The sequence below is a fragment of the Streptomyces sp. NPDC028289 genome (assembly GCF_055565975.1).
The window spans coordinates 284,572-307,363 of sequence record NZ_JBVHTI010000003.1 but is presented as its reverse complement, the minus strand read 5'-3'; the positions used below and the strand labels follow the sequence as shown (position 1 = coordinate 307,363).

Genomic DNA, 22,792 nt, shown 5'->3' with positions numbered 1-22,792 from the left:
CCGTCAACAAACCTGTGCACACGCGAACTTACAAGGAACGGACGTTCGAGGTGAAGCCCGACGGTCGAGTGGGTCGTGCCCGACAGGGGCTCAGCGTCGGTGTCCGCGCAGGGTCCGCCGACCGTCCCAGATGGCGTCCACGGAGTGGAGCCACCAGTGCTCCAGCGTGCCGCGCACGGTCACGTACACCCACTGGCGCTTGAACCACGGTGGCAGGTCCAGGAACGGCACGAAGGTGAGCGTGTCGCCGATCGCGTCCCCGGCCGGTCCGCCCGGCCCCTCGGCGTGCAGCGCGGCGAACAGCTCGGGGGTCAGCCGGCGGTTGAGGCGGGCCGCAGTGCCCGCCGCGGTGCAGGCGTAACCTCGCTCCTCCTGGTCCGGGAGTCTCATCGCGCTCACGATCCGGGGAGACGCCTCCTCCAGCGGGCAGTGGAACGCCAGCCCGATCACCGCCGTACCGAGATGATCCTCGCCGCGCTCGAACGCGGCGTCCCACTCCGCAGGGTCGTCGAACCCCAGCAGACCCTCGCCGGTCCGCCACCGCGTCTCCCACCGCAAAGGGTCAGTCCGCGAACCGGAACGTCGACGTGATCGCGTCGAAGATGTCGAAGAAGGAGTCGGCGAGGTCGAGGACCTGGCTGCTGCCGGCCACCAGGGCGACCTTGCCCTCCTGGCCTGGGACCGGGATGAAGGTCTGCATCAGGACGGCGCGGATGGTGCGGCCCAGGCTGTCCTCGGGGATCGGGATGTCCTCGATGCCGTAGGTCCGGGCGGCGGGACCCACGCCGGGGATGTCGACAGTCGTCACCTTGCGCCAGGAGTCGCCCTCCCGGTGGGCCTCCTTGGGGGCGAGCTGGGCGGCGATGGCGGCAGGGTCGTTGGAGAGCGGCGCGCCCTCGCGGGTACGGCCGCCGACCAGCGAGACCGTGACCGAGCCGGTGATCGGGGTGTCGCCGCCGAAGCTCTCCGCCATGCAGCCGCAGTACATCGCGCCCGACTTCCACGCGTCGGCCGCGGACTTGCGCAGGAAGCCGACGTACGTGTCCCGGTACTGCGCCAGCTCCGGATGCTGGGCGATGCGCTCGTTCACCATCCGCCGGATCGAGTCGTCCCGCGACTCCGGCCGCACGTCGAACTCCCACCACGACTCAGGCACCTTGATCCGAAAACCGCCGCGCTCGATGGTCAGCGTCTCCATGTAGCGGGCCATGCTGTACGCCACCCCTCCCCCGATGATCTGATATACGGTGCGGCCCAGACTACGAGACGCGCGAACGGGGGACGGTCACGTGGGCAACGGCAAGAGCGATCTCGCCATACCGCTGAGCGAGCTTGAGGACTACGGCCGCAAGCTGCGCTCCATCAAGGAACGCCTCAACCACACCAAGAAGATGTTCGAGTCCTACCAGGACGACGTCGGCAGCAGCACCGTCTACAACGCCCTCGACGACTTCGAGTCCAACTGGCACGACGGCCGCGAGGACATCACCAAGCAGATCGACTCCCTCGCCGACATGTCCGACACCGTGGTCCGCGAGTTCAAGAAGCTGGACGACGACCTCGCGAAGAAGGCGAAGGACGCGGTGCGGCCGGAGGGTCAGCAGCAACAGGGTGGTGGCGGGAACAAGGCGGAGTAGTCGGCGGCCACCGCGAACAGGCGCACGGCATGCCGGGCACCGCACTGCTCGTCATCGACATGCGGCGCGCCCTGTTGAAGGACGTCCACAACGGCGAGGCCTGCCTGGGGAAGGTCGCCGAGCCGGCGGATCGGGCCCGCGCGGCCGACGTGCCGGTCTTCTAGCAGACCGCGGCGAAGAGGCGGTCCCACTGCTGCCGTCTGCCCGCCAGGAACGCGCCGACCGAGACATCCGCGAACGACCACGTGCCGGTGGCGTTCAGCGCGCCCACGGCGACGACCGCCCCCAGCGGCGCGAACAACTCGCGGGCGTACCTGCGGGCGTACCTCACTCCCCGGCGGCGGCCGTGTGGGAGAGGAAGGCCGTCCAGGTGGCGGGCGGGAAGGTGAGGTGGGGACCGCGGGAGGGGGTCGCGGTGTTCTTGGAGTCGCGGATGTGGACGGTGGCGGGGCTGATGGCGACTTCGACGCAGGAGTCGCCTTCACTGCCGCTGCTGTAACTGCTCTTGAACCACGTCAGACCGGAGGCGTCCTCGGCCGAGGTCCTGCGGATCATGTCTCCCCCAGCAGTTGTTCGATGAAGGCCGTCGACTCACGTGGTGTGAGCGCCTGCGCCCGGATGATGCCGTACCGCAGTTCAAGGATACGGAGCTGCTTCGCATCGGACACCGGTCGGCCGTTGGCCACCGCGGGCGAACGCCCCACCGCCGAGCCGTCCTCGGACTTCAGCACCTCGATTCCGCCGTCGACCCCCGCGTGCTCCTCACGATCCATCGGCATCACCTGAAGCTCGACGTTCCGCAACTGCCCTGCCTCCAGCAGGTGTTCCAGCTGCTGACGGAGCACCGCCCGCCCGCCGAGCGGACGCCGAAGCGTCCACTCCTCCAGAACGAAGCTGAGCTCGGGCGCCGGGTCCCGCTCGAAGACGGCCTTGCGGGCCACGCGCGCGGCGATGAACCGCTCCACCTCGTCCCCGCTGTATGCCGGGCGACGCATCCGGAGCAGCCCGCGCGCGTATTCGGGTGTCTGCAGCAACCCGTGGATGTGGAGCGGGTCGTAGAGCTGGAGCTCGACCGCCCTGGCCTCCAGCTGCGCCAGGTCGCGCACCTTCTTGGGGTACCGGACCCGCCGTACGTCCTCCTTCATCGCCGAGAGCAGCCCCTCCGCCCCCAGCACCTCGTCCGCCCTGTCCAGATACTCCGGCCGGGGAATCCGCTTCCCACCTTCGATCTTGTAGACCATGTCCTCGCCGTACCCGACCGCCACCCCGAACTCGGCGGCCCGCATCCCCACCGCCTCCCGCCGCAGCTTCAGCTGCCGCCCGACGGTCGCGATGACTGCGACGCCCCACTCGTCATCGGGATCCACCTCCCAACCCGGCTCGTCCGCCTCGCTCCTGAGCCGCGCCACCGCGCCTTCCACGCTCATCCCGCACCCCTCCGTCGTACGACCGTGCCTCGACGACGCCCTACCCGTACGCCCGCGTCCGACAGCCCGGACAGCACCGGACAAGCAGCGGACAGTGACCGTACGCAACGACTTCGTCACTGTTCACGGTAGGCACGGACGGCCACGCTGAGTGACGTGAACCAGGAAATCTCCACCCCCCTCGACTGCCCGATCCGCAACTTCAGCGTGCTGCTGTCACCCACACGCAGAGGAGCCCGGCTGGCGCGGCTGCTGGCGACCGAGCAACTGCGGTCGTGGGGGCTGCCGTCGGAGGACGCGGCGCACGTCGTCGCGGAACTGGCGGCCAACGCGGCGACGCACGGGCGGACGGCGGGCCGTGGTTTCCGGCTGCTGATGTACGTCGTCGGGAACACGGTCCGCATCGAGGTCACGGACACCTGCGAGGAGCGCCGCCCCCGCCTGCACCTCCCCTCCGGGGAGGACGAGAACGGCCGCGGACTGGTGATCGTCGAGGCCCTCGCCGACCGCTGGGGCGTCTCCCTCGGGCCCCGCCCCCGCAAGACCGTCTGGGCCGAACTGACCGTCACGCGGTCCGCCGCGAGACGGTGACGCCCGCCGCCAAGTAGTTAAAAACCCCAGGGAAATCCCCCTCCCCAACCCCACCCGCCTCCCCGGCGCCGCCCGTCACTCTCCGGAGTGAACATGGCCAACTGGGCTGGATTCGGTGCCGGTTGCCCGGCATATGCTCGCCGCGACAACACCGGGTGACCATGCGAGCACGCAGACGGCGCACCCCCCGCACATACGACGGCCCCCGGCCGGGAGTAGCGATCCCGATCGAGGGCCTGACCACCCAGGAAGCAGTACCTTCCCGATGGATGCAGAGCACACTAGCGCGCCCTCGCGCGCCGGGTCAGTCGTTCCGGGGTCGAACCCCTCGTACGGGGTGACCCACGTCAACGTCCGGCTCACCACGCGGTACACGGTGGTCGACAACCGCCTCCTCCAGCACCGCGAACTCTCCCTCACCGCGATCGGACTCGCCGGCCACATCCAGTCGCTGCCGACCGGCGCCCGCGTGGACATCAAGTCGCTGACCGGGCGTTTCCCGGAGGGCGAGGTGCGGATCGCGGCGGCGCTGCGCGAACTGGAAGCCCACGGTTACCTGTCCCGGACGCGCGAACGGCTGCCGAACGGCCGGGTGGTCTCACGGACGGTGTCGTACAACCGGCCGACGGGGGCGGAGGAGGTACGAGAGGTTACGCCGCCACCGCCACCACCACCCCCTCCGGCATCGGCACCGGCGCCCCGCCCGGATCGGGCGCATCCTCCGGCACCGGCGCCCGGCCCTCCGAAGCCACCTCTGCCGGAACCCACGCGCAGCACCCTCGGCACGCCCGATGCGCAGCGCGCGGCCACCACCCTCCTCTCCCGCCTCCACCACGACGACCCACGTCTCCTCCTCCCCGAACGCGAGGTACGACGGCTCGCCCCGGCCGTCGACGCCTGGCTGGAGCGCGGCGCCTCGCCCGAAGCCGTACGCCGCGCCCTCACGTCCTGCCTCCCGGCCGAGCCGCTCCTCCACCCGGCGGGCCTCCTGGCCCACCGCCTCACGGAGCTCCTGCCACCGCCACCACCGCCCGCCCCGCCGCGTCCGCTCCCCTTCCAGGACTGCGACGGCTGCGACCGCCCGTTCCGCGCGGCCCAACCCGGCCGCTGCCGGGACTGCCGCACCCACCAGCCGCTAACGAGAGCGGCATGACCAGCCCAATCCCCACGCCGAGAGGTCCCGAGCCCTCCTCATGGTCAGCTCCCCGCACGAAGCGATGCACCGGATCTTCCAGCAGGATCCGGGGCTCTTCCCCCGAGCCGTAAGGGCGCTCGGCGTCTCCTTCAGCGATCCGCTCTCGGCGTCGCCGTTTCCCACGGACCTGACGGAGAACCGCCCCCTGGAACGCCGCGTCGACACCCTCCTCCGCCTCGACACGGTGAAGGACGACAGCTTCCTGCTCGCTGTGGAGGCCCAGGGAGGTCAGGACGCCGACAAGCCCGCCAGCTGGGCCTACTACCTGGCGTATCTCTACGCCAAGTACAAGATGCCGGCGGTACTGCTGGTCGTCTGCCAGGACAGGCACACGGCCGCCTGGGCGGCGCGGCAGGTCTGCCTCGGTCCCCCGCAGTGGCCCACCCTCACCCTGCGCCCACTCGTCCTGGGCCCGGACACCGTGCCCGTCATCGACACGCCGGAAGCGGCCGCCAAGGACATCTCCCTCGCCGTGCTGTCCTCCGCGCTGCACAGCCGCGCGCCTGAGTCCGATGCCATACTGAAAGCACTGGCAGCCGCCCTGAAGGGCCTGCAGGCCGACGACGAAGACACCGCGAGCATCTACATCGAGCTCACCGAACAAGGCCTGGGCAAGACGCCCGCCGCGGACCTTTGGAGGCACCTCATGGCCGTCGACCTCTCCATCTTCCAGTCCCAGACGGCCCAGGCCCTGCGCGCCGAAGGCCTCTCCGAAGCCCTCCTCGTCGTCCTCAGCGGCCGCGGCATCGACGTCAGCGACGAAGCCCGCGACCGCATCACCACCTGCGACGACCACGACACCCTCACCACGTGGCTGACCCGCGCCGCCACGGCCACCACCACGACCGAACTCTTCGCAGACACAGAGGGGTAGGCAGCCCGAGCGAAAAGGCAGGTTAATTCCAGGTTATTCGAAATGAACAACCTCCGAATTCGCCGCCCGTAAAACCTGCGCGCTGCCCTTTCTGATCATTTCCAAACCCTGTGACATTTTCTGACCCCGGCTTTACCATCGCCCAATGCGTATTTCCGAGGTCGAAGCCGCCAACGCCCGCATGCTGGCCCACGCACCGTCGGTCCGGCCTGCCGCCACCGGGGACATCATCCGCGTGCACCGCAAGAAATTCCCCTACCGGGGCTACGTGGAGATCGAGTCGCCGTACTGTCCGCCGTTCGTGATGTTCTGCGTGAACGACGATGCGGTAGCCATGGACACCCTGTGGAACGGGACGTTCGGCTACGAGCCCGGCACGCTCGCCACCTGGTCGCGGTTGGCCGCGCAGAGCTCGACCATCGCGGACGTCGGCGCCCATGTCGGCTACTTCTCGATGATCGCCGCACACGCCAACCCGAAGGCGAAGGTGCACTCCTTCGAGCCGGTCGACCAGATCCACGCCCGGCTCTCGGTGAACGTCCGCTCCAACGGCGTCCAGAACGTCAAGCTCCACCAGGCCGGTGTCTCCAGCGAGCCCGGCTGGGCCGACATCAGCGTCCGTTTCTCCGGGAACCTGCTCTCCACCGGCTCCACCCTGGAGGGCGGTGCCGCCCCCGACGCCCAGCGGAAGCGCATCCAACTGCTCACCCTCGACGAGGTGTTCGCCGAGACCAAGCTGGACCTCGTCAAGATCGACGTGGAGGGGCACGAGATGTCGGTGCTCCGCGGGGCCCGCCAGGTGCTGAAGCGGGACCGGCCGACCCTGGTGATGGAGGCCCTGGTCGACGCCGCCCTCGACGACCTCATCGCCGAGTTCGAACCACTCGGCTACGACGTCCACTGGATCGCCGAGCACGACGGCGCGCTGGTCCCCTGGAACGAGCCCCGGCCACCACACACCCGCAACCTGCTCTTCGCGCCGCGGGGCTAAGGCTGCTCCTGGCTTCCGCCTACCGGATCGCCGGGGCTACCCGGCGTCCGGCGCTCTGAGGCGGAAGCGTCAATCACGTGCCGGAGGTCACCATCGCGAGTGGTTGCCCCCCCACCTCCCGCCTAGACAGCCGAGGAGTTCGCGAAGGGGCGGGACTCGGCGTTCGACCGGGCGGTCGAGCTGTTGCGGGAGCACAGGTCATGACATGGTCACTGACCGTCGGTCACTGCGGAAAGTCGGCCCGCACGGCCAGTTCGCGGCTCCCGGTCGTTCCCACACCCTTCGTACCGGCTGGGAGAAGAACACTGGTGTCGTAGTTCTCGAACTGATCGGAGACCAGGAGGTCGGCGTAGCCGTCACGGTTGACGTCACGCAGGCGGACATGGACACCGAAGGCCGCATACTGAACGGCATCGCCCGGCACGCCCGCTGTTGTACGGGTGAACCACTGAGAGGCCGCGCCAGTCAGGCCCTTCCGGCTGCCGCGCAGTACGTGCACACCACCGGCCTCCTTGGCGGAGCCCACCTTCTCGTACGGCACACCGACGGCGAGGTCCGGGTAGCCGTCCCGGTTGCTGTCACCCGCAGAGATGGAATGACCGAACTGCTCGTCCTTGGCTGCCGCGGTGGCTATACCGGTGGTGGACTGCGTAAGACGGTACGAACTCACGGCACCCTTGGTCCCGCCACGTATGACGACCACGGAGCCGGCGTGGTTGTTGTACGGGATGTCGCTGACGGCGAGATCGCCGTAACCGTTCTTGTCGAAGTCCGCGACGACACCGGTCGGGCCCCAGTCCGGCGAGGTCTTGTCGTACGTCGTGAACGTGCCGGAGGTGACCGTGGAACCGCCCTTCAGGAACCACGCAGCCTGTGTCATGTGCCCGTTCTTCTCACCCTGCCCGAGCACGTACAGATCGGTGGCCTTGTCCTTCGTCACCTTTCCGGCGACGAGGCCGGTGGGTTCGAAGACTTCGCTGACGCCCCGGCTGGGGCGATGCTGGGTGATCTTGCCGGTGCTGCCGGACTTCGCGAAGCCGCCCCGATAGACGTACACCTCACTGACGTCGGCGACCGCCAGGTCGGGCTTGCCGTCGCCGTTGAAGTCGCCGGCCGCGATGGACCAGCCGAACTCGTAATTCGCGTGGGGGGACTTGAGCGGCAGACGGGTCGCGCTCGATGCCAGTCCCGCCTTCGACCCCCACACGATGGTGACCGCGCCGACCGTTACTTTGCCGCCCACCTTCTCGGTCTTGTCGGCCACGGCCACGTCGGCGTACCCGTCCCGGTCGAAGTCGGCAGTCGCCAGGGACTCACCGAAGGCATCCGCGTACCCTCCCGCGTCCCCGGTCTTCCCCGGTATGCCCGGACTGTTCTGCGTGAACGTCTTGGTGGTGGTGCCAGGTCCGTTCGCCGTCCCGTACGTGACCGCGAACGAGCCACTGCCACCCGTCACGTAGTCGCGGTAGCCGTCGCCGTTGAAGTCGTCAGCGTATTTGGCGGGGGTTGCGGCAGAAGCGGTGGCCGCCAGGAGCGGAAGGGCCAAGGCGACGACCGCAGTCGCTGTTACCGCCACGAGGGTATGACCACGGGAATTGCGGGCGAGCATAGTGCTCCTAGCATACGAGGAGGAAGTAAGCTGGCTGATCAAATGGCCTGTTCGGACTGGTAGCGGCCATGGCTGAAATTTATTGCCTCAGCGTCCAACGCGGTCATCCGCCTACGAGGAACTCCGCGATACGAGCCTTCTGAAAGGAAATCGCCTCGACGCACTTGGGGTTCGCCAGCTCGGCCTCCAGACTACCCACCGAGACTTCAAACCTCTCCCTCAATGCCTCATAGCAGAAGCACAGAACTCCGAAGAGTACTTCTCCTGAGAGTCCTTCTGGCGCATCCGAACACGCGAGAAGGGCCGACATTATGTGCGTGGTGCCAGGTTCATCGGCCTGGTCGTCGACGTCATTCCAGGAGTCGAGCATTTCCTCGGAAAGCGTCAACTCCTCAGCCCCTGACTGGACTGCCACTTGAGCGGCCCGCATGCCTTCATCGATATAGTCCTTGACAGGCCCAGCCGTCAATTGCCCCATCTCGCCAAGCGTCCAATCCATCACAGACACAGCGAGAGCGAGTCTTCCAGATGGAGGAATACTCTGCAGCCGGTCACGATATGACTGCATCTCACGATCCCACAGGTACACGCTCAGTCCTCAATCTCACTAGCCAGTTCCGACACCCCATCTGCCCACCACTCGAATATCTGGATACGCCCCACCGCCAATTCTTCCACCGCAATCCTGGCGCTCTGGGCCACAAGGAACCCGCGATGTAGCTATGCGCCCGCTCGACCCAACCTCGCCTCGATCCACCGCGTTGAGCATGATCTGCTCCGCATCCGTCTGGCCTGGGCCGGCGAGCCGTACACCATAGACCCGTCGATATCCAAGGCTCTCGGCCAGAGCATGGGCGTCAGGATTGATCTTGCTCCGGTTGACCGTATAGACCAACTCGCCGTCGAGCTCGCCGGTGGGGAGTGTCTTTTTCTTTGTGTAAGCCCTGGTGCTGACGCTTCTTCTGTGTGGTGTGGCGGTGCTACTGGTTGTCGGTGACGCGGTCGCCGTAGTAGCCGGCGAGGATGTTGATGGCCTCCTTCCAGTTATGGGTCCGGCCGGTGGGGGTTGCGCCGGTTGGGCTGGCGGTCGCGGATGACGAGGTAGAGCACCTTGAGAGCCGCCTCGTCGTTCGGGAAATGCCCGCGCCTGCGGGTGGCCTGGCGGAAGCGGGAGTTGAGGCTCTCGATCATGTTCGTCGTGTAGACGATCTTTCTGATCTCGGGTGGGAAGCGGAGGAACATGACGAAGTGTTCCCAGTTTCTGCGCCAGACCGCGATCAGGGCCGGATATCGGCCGCCCCACGTCTCTTCGAACTCGGCGAACCGCTGCTCAGCGGCAGCCGCGGTGGCGGCCGTGTAGACCTGTCGGAGTTCCTTGGCGATCTGTGACCAGTGCTTGGTGGAGGCGTACTTGAGGCTGTTGCGGACCATGTGGACCACGCAGAGCTGGATGTCGGCCAGGGGCCAGATGCTGCTGATCGAGTCGGGCAGGCCCTTGAGCCCGTCGCAGCAGGCGATCAGCACGTCCTCGACGCCGCGGTTCTTCAGCTCGGCCAGCCAGGCCATCCACTGCTTGGCGCCCTCGCCGCCGGAGCCCACCCACATGCCCAGCACGTCCCGTTCGCCTTCGAGATTGATACCCACCGCGATGTAGACGGGCCGGTTGGCGACTGCACCGTCGCGGATCTTCAGGACGATCGCGTCGATCATGAGGACGGCATAGACGCGGTCCAGCGGCCGCTGGCGCCAGGCTTCGAGCTCCTCGGTGACCTTGTCGGTGGCCCGCGAGATCAGATCGCGGGAGACGTCCACGTCGTAGATCTCCGCCAGGTGCGCCTGGATCTCGCCGGTGGTCAGGCCCTTGGCGTAGAGGGACAGGATGGCCTCGTCGAACCCCTCGACGCGGCGCGTGTGCTTGGGCACGATCTGCGGGCTGAAACTTCCCGCCCGATCGCGCGGGACGTCCAGCTCGACCGGGCCGACATCGGTCAGCACCCGCTTGCGGGAGGTGCCGTTGCGCGAGTTGCCCGAGCCGGCACCGGCCCGATCGCCCTTCTCGTAGCCGAGGTGCTCGGTCATCTCGGCCTCCAGCGCGCCCTCCAGGACCAGCTTCACCAATCCTTTCAGCAGGCCGTTCTCCCCGACCAGGTTCACCCCCTCAGTGCGGGCCCGGTTCACCAGCTGCTCGGCCAACTCCTGGTCCAGCTCGGTCAGTCTCGCCAACTCGGCCCCCGTGCGTACGATGTGCGAACTCTCGCGGGGCCGTTCGTCCTTGATGCCCATCCGTGATCCTTCCCAGCAGAGGGGACACCTCATGCCAGACGGGTCACACCGGGGCATACACAATCTTTAGGACAGTCCCCATCCCGGACATGATCTACCGCTCGGACTCCGGACGGCTGCTCCTGCGCAAGGGCAAGGCCAACTCGGCCGGCACCGGCGTCGACCTCCTCTCCCTCGCCACCGCGGCGGCGAGTGCTGATGGCTTCGACGCCGAATACGCGGCGAGCGGCTGGTCCAGCACCGACGTGCCGCGCTTCTTCGCCGTCCCGGACGTCAACGCCGATGGGATCCCCGACCTGTACGCCCACATGAGCAGCGGCAGCGTGCGCCTCTACTTCGGCGGTAAGGCTGCGATCGGCGGCTACAGCACGGTGATCGGCAGTTGGACAGGAAAGCTCGCCTTCGGCTGAGCCCTGGGTCCCGCGGAGCCGGCGGCCACTACAGCCGCCGGCTCTCCAGCGGCCCCAGATACGTCGGCGTGAGGCCGCCCGTGTCGAGTACCAGCCGCTGCACCACCACCGTGGGGTCCACCGACCAGAACGTCAGGCGGTGGACGCCGGATCCCACGGTGTGCCGAGTCGCCGTGCGGTTCACGTTGTCGGAGGTGTTGCGGGCCCAGACCGCGTTCAGGAGGCCGTCGTCCGCGCCGGCCGTGATGTCGACGGGCCGGGGCGCCTCGTCGTCGAAGGACAGGGCGTAGCGCAGACCGGTGCCCGTCGGCAGCGCCGGGTTGCGGGGGGACAGGTACGCCCACGCCGTCACCTCGCCGTCCGACACCAGGCTGACCTGGTACTCCAGCCGGGGCCAGGAGTCCGGGGAGTCGCCCCGGCCGCCCGTCACCGGCCACGCCGTCATCCCCGCCCCGGTGCGGCCGATCCCGTCCAGCCGGCGCCACTCGCCGACCGCGCGGTCGTAGTGCTCCGCTTCGACCGCCACATAGCCGCCCGCCTCCACGAACCCCCGCAGCCCACGAGGAGACGGCCGCTCGGCGACGCACCCCACCGTCACCGACTCCCCCGCCCCGCTCACCGTCAGCGTCGCCTCCGCACGGCCGGCCGGGGCCCGGGACCAGTCCACCCGCACCACCACCCGCACCTGGTCCGTCACCCGGCCACGGGGACGGTCCACCGTCAGCCACGGCGCCGACACCGACACCCGGTAGTCGAAGGGCGTACGGCCCCGGTTGAAGATCTCGACGTACTGCTGCGGCCTGGTCTGGTAGGGGCTGAACGGCGGCAGGGTCATGGACCCCGCGTCGGGGTCCACCGACACTCCCAGTCCGGCCGCCTCCGGCACCTCGATCCGCCGTACCGCCGGGAAGAGCACGTCCGGGAGGGCCACGTTGTCCTTCTCCGGTTGCTGCCAGGGCGCGTTGGGGCCGTACCGGTCCACGTCCCCGTAGTCGATGTGCGGCTGGGTCTGGAAGCCCTGCCACTTGCCGCCCGCCACCTGGGTGTTGAAGCGCTCGGCAAGGGCGAGATCGGCCGCCAGGCCCTGTTCCGCCTGCGCCGCCAGGTCGTTCGTCGCGGCCCTGCCCTGGCGGGCGTAGAGCAGGTTCGTGAACTCGGCCTCGCGCAGCGCGTACAGGTTCGCGGTCGCCGTCACCTCGTAACCGACCAGCTCGAACCACGCGTCCTGGACGGCCGCCGGGAGCCGCCGGGCGATCCGCTTCGCCCGTCTCCCCAGGTCCCGCCACTCCTCCGCCACCCGCTCCAGCTCGTCGTGGCCGAAGTAGAAGGGCGTCTGCCGGTCGTCGTAGACCACCTCGCCGGCGCCGGAGAGAGTGATGCGGCGGTTGAGCAGCTCCGGCTTACGGCGCGCCTGCAACCGGCCGTACGCGGCAAGAAGTTCGGCGATCTCCGGCGCCGCCTCCGCGCCGAAGTTCTGGCGGGCGTATCTCCGCTCCCACTCGTCCAGCCGGTCGAAGGGCCAGCGGTCCGGGTTCCAGGCGTAGTCGAGGAAGAACTCCGTCGGGAGTTCGTTGCCCTTCAGGTCGCCCACGTTGGCCACCCACAGGCCGTGGTTGCCGTAGGCGTGGGCCTGGTGGAGCTGGTCCCAGACGTTGCGGAGGTTCGCGGTGTCGACCCACTTGTAGTTGCGGCCCGCTCCGACGTAGTCGAAGTGGTAGTAGAGGCCGTAACCGCCATCGCGCGGCTCCTCGGGCGAGGGGTGCTTGCGGATGTTGCCCCAGTTGTCGTCCGTCAGCACCACCGTGACGTCTTCGGGGGCGCGCAGCCCGCGGTCCCAGTAGCGCTGGACCTCCTTGTACAGGGTCCACACCTGGGGGGTCTCGGCGGCCGGCTTTCCCGTCACCTCCTCGATGATCTGGCGTTGCGCCGCGATGATCTCCTGCATCAGTTCGATGCCGTCGCCGTCGGGGAGGCCGGTGTCGCCGTTGCCGCGCATGCCGAGGGTGACCACGCCCTCGATGCCCTCGTCGACCATGCGCTGGATGCCGGCCCGCCAGTAGGCGCGGATGGCCTCGGCGTTGCGGAGGTAGGACCACTCGCCCGTGCCTCCGTAGGGGTCGGTGCCGCCGGCCGCGTGGCGGTTCCACTCCTCGATCCCCCGCATCATGGGCGCCTCGTGGGACGTGCCCATGACAACACCGTAGGCCGACGCCGTGCGGTGGTTCGCCGGGTCGTCCTCCGCGAACGCCCGGCCCCAGACGGCGGGCCAGAGGTAGTTGCCCTTCAGCCGCAGCAGGACCTCGAAGACCTTCGCGTAGAAGTCGGCGTTGAAGCCACCGGGATAGCCCGGGGTCTTGCCGGGGCCGAAGTACGCCGGGGCCCAGGTGCCGAGCGCCGGGTTCTCGTCGTTGATGAAGAAGCCGCGGTACTTCACCGCCGGCGTGCCCTGCGTGAACCTGCCGGGGAGCACCCACACCTGGTCGCGGTGGACCGGGGGGACGTCGTCCCACCAGTGCCAGGGCGAGACGCCGATCCCGTACGAGACGTCGTAGGCCCCGAAGATCGTGCCGCGCGGGTCGCTGCCCGCGATGACGAACGCCTTGTCCACACCGGGCATGGGGTGGTCGACGACCGCCTGGAGCGAGGTCTCCCAGCGGCCCCGGATCCCCGTCACGTCCAGCTTGCCGGATGCCACCAGGGCGTCGATCAGCGGGCTGCGGCCGATCGTGCCGACGAGGACCGCTCGGCGGGCGATCGTCGCGGCCGGGCGTACGCCCGTCACCCGCTCGATGTCGTCACGGAGGTCGCCCGCCACCCGGACGACTCCGGGGTGGTCGTCGGCGCTCACCACGACCGGGGCGCCGACCAGCGAGAACGCCCCGCCGGTGAAGGAGATGTACGCGCCGGGGTCGGTCGCCCGCGGTGCGCCGTCGCCCCCGGCCCACGCGACGCCCGACGACAGTACGGGCACGGCGGCCAGCCCCGCACCCAGGACGGTCCTACGACGCACGGACATGCCTCACCCCTCCACCCGAATTTGGTCAGCGGCATGACAAATAGTGGAGCGAGGGGCCCTTGGGGGGAACGGGTCGTACGCGACGAATACTTTCGAGGCGGTGCTGTCAGACCGGGCCGGTAGCCTCCGGCCATGACGACCCGTACGACGCCGCCCCGCCCCCTGGACATCACCGCGGTCTTCCCCGAACTGGCTCCGCTCGCCCGCACCGCCGTCCGTCTGCATCCCCGCGCCGGTGTGCCCACCGCGGCCGGCAGTTCCGTCGGCGGGCCCCTGCTGTGGCCGGCCGAGGAGCCGTGGCCGACCTGTCCGGAGCATGCGGGTCCCTGGCAGCACGGTGTGGCGCCGGACGACGTCCACGTCGGCCGGCGTGTCCTGCGCGAGGCCTGGGCCCGGCCGCGCGCCGAGGGCGCCGACCTGCTGACCGAGGAGGAGCGCGCGCTGGTCGACCGGGGGACCACGCCGTACCGGGCAGCCCTGGACGGGCCGGTGCCGCTGGTGCCGGTCGCGCAGATACGTGCCGCGGATGTGCCGACACTGCCCCGGCCCGAGGGCGCCGATCTGCTCCAGGTGCTGTGGTGCGCCTTCGACCATCCCGAGGACGACTACTCGCCGAGGGTCGAGCTGCGTTGGCGCCGGGCCGCCGACGTCGTGACCGCGCTCGCCGCTCCCCCGCGGCCCGCCGTCATCGGCAGCGACGACTATCTGCCCGAGCCGTGTGTGCTGCACCCCGAGACCGTCACCGAGTACCCGGCCCCGCACGAGCTGCCTCAGGAGCTGGCGGACCGGATCCACGAGTGGGAGGAGGGCATCGAGGGCGAGGACGAGGAGCCGGAGGTCTGCTACCAGTACGACCTGGCCGTCGCCCCGGGATGGAAGCTCGGGGGACACGCGCCCTGGAGTTTCTCCGACCCGTTCCCCATGGCCTGCGCCGAGTGCGGCGCCGGGGTGCGGCCCCTGCTCACGATCGACGGCACCGAGTGGGACGGCGGCAGCGGCAGCTGGGCACCGGTGGAGGACGTGGGATACACCGGCTACCACTCCCTCGGACCGGCGCTGGACACGCAGATCACCATCGGGCGCGGCTACAGCCTCCAGGTGTACGTGTGCGAGGCGTCGTACGACCATCCACCCGTGCAGAACATGCAGTGAGTTCCTGCCGAAGCAGCGAAGAGGCCCGTACGACCGAAGTCGTACGGGCCCCTTCAGACCTGCCAGGTCAGCCCTTGCGGGCCGAGATCACTTGTTGATCTTGGTGACCTGGCCGGCGCCGACCGTGCGGCCACCCTCGCGGATGGCGAACTTCAGGCCCTCTTCCATGGCGACGGGCTGGATGAGCTCCACCTTCATCTCGGTGTTGTCACCCGGCATGACCATCTCGGTGCCCTCGGGGAGGGTCACGACGCCGGTCACGTCCGTCGTACGGAAGTAGAACTGCGGACGGTAGTTGTTGAAGAACGGCGTGTGGCGGCCACCCTCGTCCTTGGAGAGGATGTAGGCCTGCGCCTCGAACTCGGTGTGCGGGGTGACCGAGCCCGGCTTGATGATGACCTGGCCGCGCTCGACGTCCTCGCGCTTGATGCCACGGAGCAGCAGACCGACGTTCTCACCGGCCTGGCCCTCGTCGAGCAGCTTGCGGAACATCTCGATGCCGGTGACCGTGGTGGTGGTCTTCTCGGTCTTGATGCCGATGATGTCGACGGTCTCGTTGACCTTGAGGACACCACGCTCGATACGACCGGTGACGACGGTGCCACGACCGGTGATCGTGAAGACGTCCTCGATCGGCATCAGGAACGGCTTGTCGACGTCACGCTCGGGCTGCGGGATGTTCTCGTCGACGGCGGTCATGAGGTCGAGCACGGACTGCGTCCACTCGGCGTCGCCCTCCAGCGCCTTCAGCGCGGAGACACGGACGACCGGCAGGTCGTCGCCCGGGAACTCGTACTCGGACAGGAGCTCACGGACCTCGAGCTCGACGAGCTCCATGATCTCCTCGTCGTCCACCATGTCGGCCTTGTTCAGGGCGACGACGATGTACGGAACGCCGACCTGGCGGGCCAGGAGCACGTGCTCCTTGGTCTGCGGCATCGGGCCGTCGGTGGCGGCCACGACCAGGATCGCGCCGTCCATCTGCGCGGCACCCGTGATCATGTTCTTGATGTAGTCCGCGTGACCGGGGCAGTCGACGTGCGCGTAGTGACGGGTCTCCGTCTGGTACTCGACGTGCGCGATGGAGATGGTGATACCGCGCTGACGCTCCTCGGGCGCCTTGTCGATGTTGTCGAACGCGGTCGCCTCGTTCAGGTCCGGGTACGCGTCGTGCAGCACCTTGGTAATGGCGGCCGTGAGGGTCGTCTTACCGTGGTCGATGTGACCGATGGTGCCGATGTTGACGTGCGGCTTAGTCCGCTCGAACTTCGCCTTCGCCACTGGGGTCCTCCTGTGGAGTGGTTCTGTACGCCTAGGTTCAGTCGGCGCCAGGTGATCTTTGCTGTTGGGTCCCGGGCCCCGGGTCGTTCCACCACGAATGCGGAGGAACGACCCGTGAGGCTCCGGGGTCAAGCCTAAGGCGTGTGTGCGCGCCGTGTTAAACGCGGTACTTACTCGCCCTTGGCCTTCGCGATGATCTCCTCGGCGACGTTCCGCGGAACCTCGGCGTAGGAGTCGAACTGCATGGAGTAGCTGGCCCGGCCGGACGTCTTGCTGCGCAGGTCGCCGACGTAACCGAACATCTCCGAGAGGGGCACGAGGCCCTTCACGACGCGGGCACCGGCCCGCTCCTCCATGGCCTGGATCTGACCACGGCGGGAGTTGATGTCGCCGATGACCTCACCCATGTAGTCCTCGGGCGTGGTGACCTCGACGGCCATCATCGGCTCAAGGAGCACGGGGGACGCCTTGCGCGCGGCCTCCTTGAAGGCCTGCGAACCGGCGATCTTGAACGCGAGCTCGGAGGAGTCGACCTCGTGGTAGGCACCGTCGTGCAGGATCACGCGGACACCGGTCATCTCGTAACCGGCGAGGATGCCGAACTGCATGGCCTCCTGCGCACCGGCGTCCACCGAAGGGATGTACTCCTTCGGGATACGGCCACCGGTCACCTTGTTCACGAACTCGTACGACGTGTCGCCGCCCTCGAGGGGCTCGATGCCGATCTGCACCTTCGCGAACTGACCGGTACCACCGGTCTGCTTCTTGTGGGTGTAGTCGACGCGCTCGACGGCCTTGCGGATCGTCTCGCGGTACGCCACCTGCGGCTTGCCGACGTTGGCCTCGACCTTGAACTCACGGCGCATACGGTCGACCAGCACCTCGAGGTGCAGCTCGCCCATGCCACCGATGATGGTCTGGCCGGTCTCCTCGTCCGAGTGGACCTGGAAGGACGGGTCCTCCTCGGCCAGGCGCTGGATCGCGACGCCGAGCTTCTCCTGGTCGCCCTTCGACTTGGGCTCGATGGCGACCTGGATGACCGGGGCCGGGAAGTCCATGGACTCCAGGATCACCGGCTGCTTGTCGTCGCACAGCGTCTCACCGGTCGTGGTCTGCTTCAGACCCATGACGGCGATGATGTCGCCGGCGCCCACCGACTCGATCTCCTCACGCTTGTTCGCGTGCATGCGGTAGATCTTGCCGATGCGCTCCTTCTTGCCCTTGACGGAGTTCAGCACGGCGGTGCCGGACTCCAGGCGGCCCGAGTAGACCCGGACGAAGGTGAGCTTGCCGAGGTGCGGGTCGCTCATGATCTTGAACGCCAGCGCGGACAGCGGCTCGTCGTCGGACGGCTTGCGCTTGACGACCTCCTCCGGGTCGTTCACGGCGTGGCCCTCGATGGCCTCGACGTCGAGCGGGGAGGGGAGGTAGCGCACGACCGCGTCGAGCAGGGGCTGAACACCCTTGTTCTTGAACGCGGTACCGCAGAACACCGGGGTGACCGTGGTGCCGTCGGACTTGCCGGACGCGATGGTGATACGACGGATCGCGGCGTACAGCTGCTCCTCGGAGGGCTCCTCGCCCTCCAGGTACAGCTCCATGATCTCTTCGTCGTTCTCGGCCACGGCCTCCAGCAGCTTGCCGCGGTACTCCTCGGCAGCCTCGGTGTGGGTGGCCGGGATGTCGACGACGTCGTACATCTCGCCCTTGGTGGCCTCGGCGGACCACACGAGCGCCTTCATGCGGACGAGGTCCACGACGCCCTGGAAGTCGGCCTCGGCACCGATCGGGAGCTGCATGACGATCGGCTGAGCGCCCAGGCGGTCGCTGATCATGTCGACGCAGCGGTGGAACTCGGCACCGGTCCGGTCGAGCTTGTTGACGAAGCAGATACGCGGAACGCCGTAGCGGTCCGCCTGACGCCACACCGTCTCGGACTGCGGCTCGACACCGGCGACGCCGTCGAACACCGTCACGGCACCGTCGAGCACGCGCAGCGAACGCTCCACCTCGACGGTGAAGTCGACGTGGCCCGGGGTGTCGATGATGTTGATGGTGTGGTCGACGTCTTCCAGCGGCCAGTGACAGGTGGTGGCAGCAGAGGTGATCGTGATGCCACGCTCCTGCTCCTGCTCCATCCAGTCCATGGTGGCAGCGCCGTCGTGGACCTCACCGATCTTGTACGACACACCGGTGTAGAACAGGATCCGCTCGGTGGTGGTCGTCTTGCCCGCGTCGATGTGGGCCATGATCCCGATGTTGCGGACCTTGGCCAGGTCAAGTGAAGTGGTAGCCATAAGGCTTCGGTCTTCTCTCGGTCTCGATGGGGGTAGCGACTACCAGCGGTAGTGCGCGAAGGCCTTGTTGGACTCGGCCATCTTGTGCGTGTCCTCGCGCTTCTTGACGGCCGCACCGAGGCCGTTCGAAGCGTCGAGAAGCTCGTTGAGCAGACGCTCGGTCATGGTCTTCTCGCGACGGGCGCGGGAGTAGCCGACGAGCCAGCGCAGCGCGAGGGTGTTGGCGCGACCGGGCTTGACCTCGATCGGAACCTGGTACGTCGCACCACCGACACGGCGGGACTTGACCTCGAGGGTCGGCTTGATGTTCTCCAGCGCGCGCTTCAGCGTGATGATCGGGTCGTTGCCCGTCTTCTCACGCAGACCCTCCATGGCGCCGTAGACGATGCGCTCGGCGGTGGAGCGCTTGCCGTTCAGCAGCACCTTGTTGATCAGGGAGGTCACCAGAGGGGAGCCGTAAACCGGGTCGATGATGACCGGGCGCTTCGGGGCGGGGCCCTTACGAGGCATTCTTACTTCTCCTTCTTGGCGCCGTAGCGGCTGCGGGCCTGCTTGCGGTTCTTGACACCCTGGGTGTCGAGCGAGCCGCGGATGATCTTGTAGCGAACACCCGGCAGGTCCTTCACACGGCCGCCGCGCACGAGCACGATGGAGTGCTCCTGCAGGTTGTGTCCCTCACCCGGAATGTAAGCGGTGACCTCGATCCCGCTGGTCAGACGCACACGCGCGACCTTACGCAGGGCCGAGTTCGGCTTCTTCGGGGTGGTCGTGAACACACGCGTGCAGACGCCACGACGCTGAGGGGAACCCTCGAGTGCGGGCGTCTTGTTCTTCTCGACCTTGTCCTGCCGGCCCTTGCGGACCAGCTGCTGGATCGTAGGCACTACTTCTCCGGTTTCTGTGTGCCGAATGGTGAAGCTAACCTGGAACGTCGCCGACCCACGCGGTCGGGTGTGTCGGATTCCGCGGACTCCTGCCGCGAGGCAGAAGGGGGCGCGGATCGCGGTGGCCGCTTCGTCACTCCGGTGCGGTTTGAAGGCACGCACGAGGGTCAGGGCACACCCCAGGCACAAGGTCTGAGCGTACCCAGCGCAATCACTCCGGTCAAAACAAAAGAAGGGGGACCGGTTGCGTGGGGCGTGAGCTGGGGTTTTGGGGCGCCTTCTGCTATACCACGGAGACGAACGACACGCGAACGGAGAGCGGCGCGAGCTGACGCCGATCGGATTCACAGCTGTGCGACGCTGATCAGATCTTCTGATCGCCGGTCCCCAGGAGCGCCCCGTAGGGGGCGCTGGGGGCACCCCCGGCCGAAGGCTGGGGGAGGAACTGCGCGACCAGCCACGACGGACCCGCAGACGCCCGGAGGCCATTCGCGGCACTGCGCGCGGCGCATTCCTTATGGGGGCTTCACAGTCATGAGCGCAGCTCAGAGCGACACCGCGCCGACCACCGCGAACCCGCAGCGTCCCCTCCGTCTCCCGCTCCCGTCGGCCGCCCGCCCCTACCTCCCGCCCCTCGCCCTCTACGGCGCCGCCAAGCTCACCGGCCTCCTCGTCTTCGCCTGGCTGCTGACGTCCGCCGGTGACTACCGCACCAAGGACCCCCGCTTCGGCGGCGGCGCCCACTGGTGGGACGTCCTGTCCACCTGGGACGGCTGGTGGTACCTCCAGGTCGCGCAGAAGGGTTACCACCCCGAGCCGCTCCGGCCCCTGGCCCCGGGCGGCCAGTTCAGCGCCGAGCAGAACTCGGTCGCGTTCTTCCCCCTGTACCCGGGTCTGGTCCGGGCCGTCTCGGAAGTCACCGGCCTCGGCCTGTACGGCGCGGCGATCCTCGTCTCGGTCCTCTGCTCCTTCGTCGCGGCGGCCGGCATCTACGCGGTGATCTCGCTGCTCGCCGGCGCCCGGGCCGGCACCATCGCGGCCGGCCTGTGGGCCGTGGCTCCCGCCGCCGGCGTCGAGTGGGCGGTCTACACGGAGTCCCTGTTCGTGGCGATCGCCGCCTGGACCTGCCACGCCGTGATGAGACGCCGCTGGGTGGCGGCGGGCCTGCTCGCCTTCCTGTCCGGCCTGAGCCGTCCCACGGCGGCCGTACTGATCGGCGCGGTCGGCCTGGCGGCGCTGGCGACGCTGCTGCGCCGGGACAGCAGGCGCGAGCAGGGCGTCGCGGCCCCGCTGTACGCGGCGGTCGCCGCACCCCTCGGCCTGCTCACCTACATCGCCTGGGTCGGCTGGTCGATGGGCGGCCCGGGCGCGTACTTCTCGCTCCAGCGCGAGGCCTGGGCCCACTACTTCGACTTCGGCGCGTACACCCTGGACGTGCTGCGGAACGTGGCGGTGGGCCACGGCGACTACCTCTTCGCCTACTCGGTCCCGGACCTGATCGCCGTGCAGGTGGTGGTGGCGCTGCCGTTCCTCGTCGCGCTCCTGCTGCGGAAACGGCCACCGCTGGTGCTGACGGCCTACACCCTCGCCTCGATCGTGACGATCCTCGGCACCCAGCAGATGTTCGGCAACACCCCGCGCTACCTGCTCCCCGTCTTCCCGCTGCTGCTGGCTCCGGCGGCGGCGATGAGCCGGTTGCGGTGGCCGGCCCTCGCGGTGTTCTTCTCCACGGCCGCGGTGGCCTCGGGGTGGTACGCGCACTACGTGATCTTCGAGTTGGGGATTCCGTAGGGGCGGATACGAGCGGAGGGGCGAGGGCCACGGTGGCCCCCGCCCCTGGTCCGCTGCGTCCGCTGCGTCCGCTATGGGCGCTACGGGCGACGGGCGGCCGCCCGTTCCGCCGCGAAGACGTCCTCCAGGCGGAACAGCGCCGCCCGGCCCGCCTTGCCGGCGGCCGTGAGGTGGCCCAGCTGGACCCACTTGCGGATGGTCGCCGGGGCGACGCCGGCCTCCTGCGCGGCGAGGGAGCCGGGGATGAGGGTGGGGGAACCCTGGGCCGTCTTCACCGGTGGCTCCACTCCCCCTCGTCCCAGGTGTGCCGGTAGGCGGGGTCGTCGTGGCAGCCGCAGTCGGGGTCGGTGCACCGGCAGGCCGGGTTGACGCAGAGGACGGCGGCGCGGTCCGGGAAGGCACGCAGGGAGACGGAGTCGCACCAGGGGCAGCGCCCGGAGACGCGGACGACGGTCTCGGTGTCACCCAGGGCGCGGGCGCAGCGCCGGGCCATCCGGCGGGTCTCGTCCCGGACGTGGGCGGCGAGGACGGGGTCGGCGGCGATGCCGTCGAGGAGCCCGACGATCCGGCGCAGCCGCTCGGGCACCGGGGCACGGCGGACACGGGGCAGCCCGAGCCGGTCCCGTACCGCTTCCTCCAGCTCCACGACCCCGTCGGTGATGTCGCGGATGGTGTCGGAGATGTGCAGCCGCAGGGGCGCGGCGCTGTGACCGGGGGCGACGAGTCCATGGGCCTGCTGGAGCAGCAGCGCCTCGGCGCGCTCCTCCCGGAGCCGGCCGGCGAGGTCCGCGGGGGGCGGGGCGGGCGTGATCCGGTGGGCCGGGATGGCGCCGCGGCCGGGAGCGAGCTCGACGGCCAGCTCGGGGAACTGCTGGAGGAGCAGGCCGATCCAGAGGGCGGCGTTGTCGGCGGCGTTGTCGGCGGCGTTGTCGGCGGCGCGGTCTTCGGAGGGTGGGTGTGCGGGGGTCGTACGACGGTCAGGCAACGGAGCCTCCGCGGCGCAGGGCGCCCTGGACGACCGGGCTCTGCATGGCCGGGAGGAGGTGCGCGGGGATCTCGACGGGACGACCGCGGCGCCACAGCCGGCCGCCGCAGACGCCGTCGAACCAGTTGTCGGCGGGGGCGACGGCCTCCTCGCAGTCACGCCGGACCGGGCAGCGGGCGCAGGCGCGCAACGCGGGGGCGGCCTCCTTCACCTTCTTCGAGAAGACGACCCGGGGCGGAAGCCCCGCGCAGGCGGCCGCGGCCTGCCAGGCGGGTGGTGGGCATGAGCTGCCGGTGACGGTCATGGGGCCTCCCAATGTGGCTCCAGTGGGGCTGGTGTGAGGCGAGCGCCGTCCAGACTTACAGATTG

Annotated in this window: 24 protein-coding genes and 1 pseudogene; 9 read left to right on the top strand and 16 right to left on the bottom strand. The window is 68.9% G+C overall.

From position 1 onward, the window contains the following. Positions 1-90: 90 nt before the first annotated feature. Both ACZ4UV_RS15565 and ACZ4UV_RS15560 read right to left on the bottom strand, forming a co-directional pair. On the bottom strand, positions 91-558 hold the full coding sequence (locus ACZ4UV_RS15565; protein ID WP_467838340.1) for a hypothetical protein: 468 nt from the start codon (positions 556-558) through the stop codon (positions 91-93). Between the two features lie 4 nt (positions 559-562). Then, positions 563-1,210, bottom strand: coding sequence for a hypothetical protein (locus tag ACZ4UV_RS15560; protein ID WP_451020586.1), 648 nt, complete (start codon positions 1,208-1,210; stop codon positions 563-565). Positions 1,211-1,289: 79 nt separating this feature from the next. Here ACZ4UV_RS15560 and ACZ4UV_RS15555 point away from each other — a divergent pair, with 79 nt between their 5' ends. After that, complete coding sequence (locus ACZ4UV_RS15555; protein ID WP_390642267.1) at positions 1,290-1,637, top strand: hypothetical protein; 348 nt, start codon at positions 1,290-1,292, stop codon at positions 1,635-1,637. 29 nt (positions 1,638-1,666) lie between these two features. Beyond that, on the top strand, positions 1,667-1,801 hold the full coding sequence (locus ACZ4UV_RS15550; RefSeq protein WP_451020584.1) for a cysteine hydrolase family protein: 135 nt from the start codon (positions 1,667-1,669) through the stop codon (positions 1,799-1,801). Here ACZ4UV_RS15550 and ACZ4UV_RS15545 read toward each other — a convergent pair. From ACZ4UV_RS15545 to ACZ4UV_RS15535, 3 genes are read right to left on the bottom strand one after another with little or no spacing between them, the layout of a single operon-like run. Further along, the gene (locus ACZ4UV_RS15545) at positions 1,798-1,968 is read right to left on the bottom strand and encodes a hypothetical protein (protein ID WP_467838337.1); all 171 of its coding nucleotides are present in this window, start codon (positions 1,966-1,968) and stop codon (positions 1,798-1,800) included. The two genes, ACZ4UV_RS15550 and ACZ4UV_RS15545, sit on opposite strands and share 4 nt — an antisense overlap. Next, on the bottom strand, positions 1,965-2,192 hold the full coding sequence (locus ACZ4UV_RS15540; RefSeq protein ID WP_451020582.1) for a DUF397 domain-containing protein: 228 nt from the start codon (positions 2,190-2,192) through the stop codon (positions 1,965-1,967). The genes ACZ4UV_RS15545 and ACZ4UV_RS15540 overlap by 4 nt, the downstream gene beginning before the upstream one ends. Continuing rightward, positions 2,189-3,064 (bottom strand): helix-turn-helix domain-containing protein, encoded by an 876-nt coding sequence (locus tag ACZ4UV_RS15535; protein ID WP_451020581.1) that lies wholly within the window; start codon positions 3,062-3,064, stop codon positions 2,189-2,191. The genes ACZ4UV_RS15540 and ACZ4UV_RS15535 overlap by 4 nt, the downstream gene beginning before the upstream one ends. A gap of 156 nt (positions 3,065-3,220) precedes the next feature. On the opposite strand from ACZ4UV_RS15535, the gene ACZ4UV_RS15530 reads away from it, so the two are divergent. From ACZ4UV_RS15530 to ACZ4UV_RS15515, 4 genes are all read left to right on the top strand, one after another. Beyond that, complete coding sequence (locus ACZ4UV_RS15530) at positions 3,221-3,655, top strand: ATP-binding protein (protein WP_451020580.1); 435 nt, start codon at positions 3,221-3,223, stop codon at positions 3,653-3,655. 265 nt (positions 3,656-3,920) lie between these two features. Continuing rightward, positions 3,921-4,808, top strand: coding sequence for a helix-turn-helix domain-containing protein (locus ACZ4UV_RS15525; RefSeq protein ID WP_451020579.1), 888 nt, complete (start codon positions 3,921-3,923; stop codon positions 4,806-4,808). Between the two features lie 40 nt (positions 4,809-4,848). Beyond that, positions 4,849-5,724: a hypothetical protein gene (locus ACZ4UV_RS15520; protein ID WP_467838332.1), complete on the top strand. Its 876-nt coding sequence runs from the start codon at positions 4,849-4,851 to the stop codon at positions 5,722-5,724. Positions 5,725-5,869: 145 nt separating this feature from the next. Beyond that, the gene (locus ACZ4UV_RS15515; RefSeq protein WP_467838329.1) at positions 5,870-6,715 is read left to right on the top strand and encodes an FkbM family methyltransferase; all 846 of its coding nucleotides are present in this window, start codon (positions 5,870-5,872) and stop codon (positions 6,713-6,715) included. A 223-nt stretch (positions 6,716-6,938) separates the two neighbouring features. Here ACZ4UV_RS15515 and ACZ4UV_RS15510 read toward each other — a convergent pair whose 3' ends face one another. The 3 genes and pseudogenes from ACZ4UV_RS15510 to ACZ4UV_RS15500 form a co-directional block, all read right to left on the bottom strand. Further along, entirely contained in the window at positions 6,939-8,261 is a 1,323-nt protein-coding gene (locus tag ACZ4UV_RS15510; RefSeq protein WP_467838327.1) for an FG-GAP and VCBS repeat-containing protein, read from the bottom strand. 166 nt (positions 8,262-8,427) lie between these two features. After that, positions 8,428-8,913, bottom strand: a complete 486-nt coding sequence (locus tag ACZ4UV_RS15505) for a hypothetical protein (RefSeq protein WP_467838324.1) — start codon at positions 8,911-8,913, stop codon at positions 8,428-8,430. Positions 8,914-9,304: 391 nt separating this feature from the next. Continuing rightward, a pseudogene (locus tag ACZ4UV_RS15500) lies at positions 9,305-10,607 on the bottom strand (IS256 family transposase). Positions 10,608-10,696: 89 nt separating this feature from the next. On the opposite strand from ACZ4UV_RS15500, the gene ACZ4UV_RS15495 reads away from it, so the two are divergent. Then, entirely contained in the window at positions 10,697-11,017 is a 321-nt protein-coding gene (locus tag ACZ4UV_RS15495; protein WP_467838321.1) for a hypothetical protein, read from the top strand. 28 nt (positions 11,018-11,045) lie between these two features. On the opposite strand, the gene ACZ4UV_RS15490 is transcribed toward ACZ4UV_RS15495, so the two are convergent. After that, complete coding sequence (locus tag ACZ4UV_RS15490) at positions 11,046-14,033, bottom strand: glycosyl hydrolase 115 family protein (RefSeq protein WP_467838318.1); 2,988 nt, start codon at positions 14,031-14,033, stop codon at positions 11,046-11,048. A gap of 132 nt (positions 14,034-14,165) precedes the next feature. On the opposite strand from ACZ4UV_RS15490, the gene ACZ4UV_RS15485 reads away from it, so the two are divergent. Continuing rightward, positions 14,166-15,185 carry a hypothetical protein gene (locus ACZ4UV_RS15485; protein ID WP_467838315.1) on the top strand — a complete coding sequence of 340 codons (1,020 nt, stop codon included), beginning with the start codon at positions 14,166-14,168 and terminating at the stop codon, positions 15,183-15,185. 87 nt (positions 15,186-15,272) lie between these two features. Here the strand turns inward: ACZ4UV_RS15485 and tuf are convergent, their stop codons facing one another. The 4 genes from tuf to rpsL form a co-directional block, all read right to left on the bottom strand. Next, positions 15,273-16,466, bottom strand: a complete 1,194-nt coding sequence (gene tuf / locus ACZ4UV_RS15480; protein ID WP_093499665.1) for an elongation factor Tu — start codon at positions 16,464-16,466, stop codon at positions 15,273-15,275. Between the two features lie 170 nt (positions 16,467-16,636). Beyond that, positions 16,637-18,763 carry an elongation factor G gene (gene fusA / locus ACZ4UV_RS15475; RefSeq protein ID WP_351957571.1) on the bottom strand — a complete coding sequence of 709 codons (2,127 nt, stop codon included), beginning with the start codon at positions 18,761-18,763 and terminating at the stop codon, positions 16,637-16,639. A gap of 39 nt (positions 18,764-18,802) precedes the next feature. After that, positions 18,803-19,273, bottom strand: coding sequence for a 30S ribosomal protein S7 (rpsG, locus tag ACZ4UV_RS15470; protein ID WP_003992340.1), 471 nt, complete (start codon positions 19,271-19,273; stop codon positions 18,803-18,805). A gap of 2 nt (positions 19,274-19,275) precedes the next feature. Then, the gene (gene rpsL, locus ACZ4UV_RS15465; protein ID WP_003948652.1) at positions 19,276-19,647 is read right to left on the bottom strand and encodes a 30S ribosomal protein S12; all 372 of its coding nucleotides are present in this window, start codon (positions 19,645-19,647) and stop codon (positions 19,276-19,278) included. 534 nt (positions 19,648-20,181) lie between these two features. Between rpsL and ACZ4UV_RS15460 the strand changes: the two genes are divergently transcribed. Continuing rightward, positions 20,182-21,438 (top strand): glycosyltransferase family 39 protein, encoded by a 1,257-nt coding sequence (locus tag ACZ4UV_RS15460; RefSeq protein WP_451016372.1) that lies wholly within the window; start codon positions 20,182-20,184, stop codon positions 21,436-21,438. Positions 21,439-21,518: 80 nt separating this feature from the next. On the opposite strand, the gene ACZ4UV_RS15455 is transcribed toward ACZ4UV_RS15460, so the two are convergent. The 3 genes from ACZ4UV_RS15455 to ACZ4UV_RS15445 are packed head-to-tail and all read right to left on the bottom strand — an operon-like array spanning position 21,519 to position 22,727. Beyond that, positions 21,519-21,713 (bottom strand): MerR family transcriptional regulator, encoded by a 195-nt coding sequence (locus ACZ4UV_RS15455; protein WP_467838309.1) that lies wholly within the window; start codon positions 21,711-21,713, stop codon positions 21,519-21,521. Beyond that, positions 21,710-22,423: a hypothetical protein gene (locus ACZ4UV_RS15450; protein WP_467838306.1), complete on the bottom strand. Its 714-nt coding sequence runs from the start codon at positions 22,421-22,423 to the stop codon at positions 21,710-21,712. The genes ACZ4UV_RS15455 and ACZ4UV_RS15450 overlap by 4 nt, the downstream gene beginning before the upstream one ends. Next, positions 22,416-22,727 carry a WhiB family transcriptional regulator gene (locus tag ACZ4UV_RS15445; protein ID WP_351487307.1) on the bottom strand — a complete coding sequence of 104 codons (312 nt, stop codon included), beginning with the start codon at positions 22,725-22,727 and terminating at the stop codon, positions 22,416-22,418. Before ACZ4UV_RS15445 ends, ACZ4UV_RS15450 begins: the two co-directional genes overlap by 8 nt. Positions 22,728-22,792 lie beyond the last annotated feature (65 nt).

Excerpts from the sequence above, each read along its gene's own strand:
- ACZ4UV_RS15560 (WP_451020586.1), bottom strand. The coding sequence starts at position 1,210 with ATGGCCCGCTACATGGAGACGCTGACCATCGAGCGCGGCGGTTTTCGG.
- ACZ4UV_RS15525 (WP_451020579.1), top strand. The coding sequence starts at position 3,921 with ATGGATGCAGAGCACACTAGCGCGCCCTCGCGCGCCGGGTCAGTCGTT.
- ACZ4UV_RS15495 (WP_467838321.1), top strand. The coding sequence starts at position 10,697 with ATGATCTACCGCTCGGACTCCGGACGGCTGCTCCTGCGCAAGGGCAAG.
- ACZ4UV_RS15445 (WP_351487307.1), bottom strand. The coding sequence starts at position 22,727 with ATGACCGTCACCGGCAGCTCATGCCCACCACCCGCCTGGCAGGCCGCG.
- ACZ4UV_RS15460 (WP_451016372.1), top strand. The coding sequence starts at position 20,182 with ATGAGCGCAGCTCAGAGCGACACCGCGCCGACCACCGCGAACCCGCAG.
- ACZ4UV_RS15550 (WP_451020584.1), top strand. The coding sequence starts at position 1,667 with ATGCCGGGCACCGCACTGCTCGTCATCGACATGCGGCGCGCCCTGTTG.
- fusA (WP_351957571.1), bottom strand. The coding sequence starts at position 18,763 with ATGGCTACCACTTCACTTGACCTGGCCAAGGTCCGCAACATCGGGATC.
- ACZ4UV_RS15520 (WP_467838332.1), top strand. The coding sequence starts at position 4,849 with ATGGTCAGCTCCCCGCACGAAGCGATGCACCGGATCTTCCAGCAGGAT.
- ACZ4UV_RS15490 (WP_467838318.1), bottom strand. The coding sequence starts at position 14,033 with ATGTCCGTGCGTCGTAGGACCGTCCTGGGTGCGGGGCTGGCCGCCGTG.
- ACZ4UV_RS15540 (WP_451020582.1), bottom strand. The coding sequence starts at position 2,192 with ATGATCCGCAGGACCTCGGCCGAGGACGCCTCCGGTCTGACGTGGTTC.
- rpsG (WP_003992340.1), bottom strand. The coding sequence starts at position 19,273 with ATGCCTCGTAAGGGCCCCGCCCCGAAGCGCCCGGTCATCATCGACCCG.
- ACZ4UV_RS15485 (WP_467838315.1), top strand. The coding sequence starts at position 14,166 with ATGACGACCCGTACGACGCCGCCCCGCCCCCTGGACATCACCGCGGTC.
- ACZ4UV_RS15535 (WP_451020581.1), bottom strand. The coding sequence starts at position 3,064 with ATGAGCGTGGAAGGCGCGGTGGCGCGGCTCAGGAGCGAGGCGGACGAG.
- ACZ4UV_RS15515 (WP_467838329.1), top strand. The coding sequence starts at position 5,870 with ATGCGTATTTCCGAGGTCGAAGCCGCCAACGCCCGCATGCTGGCCCAC.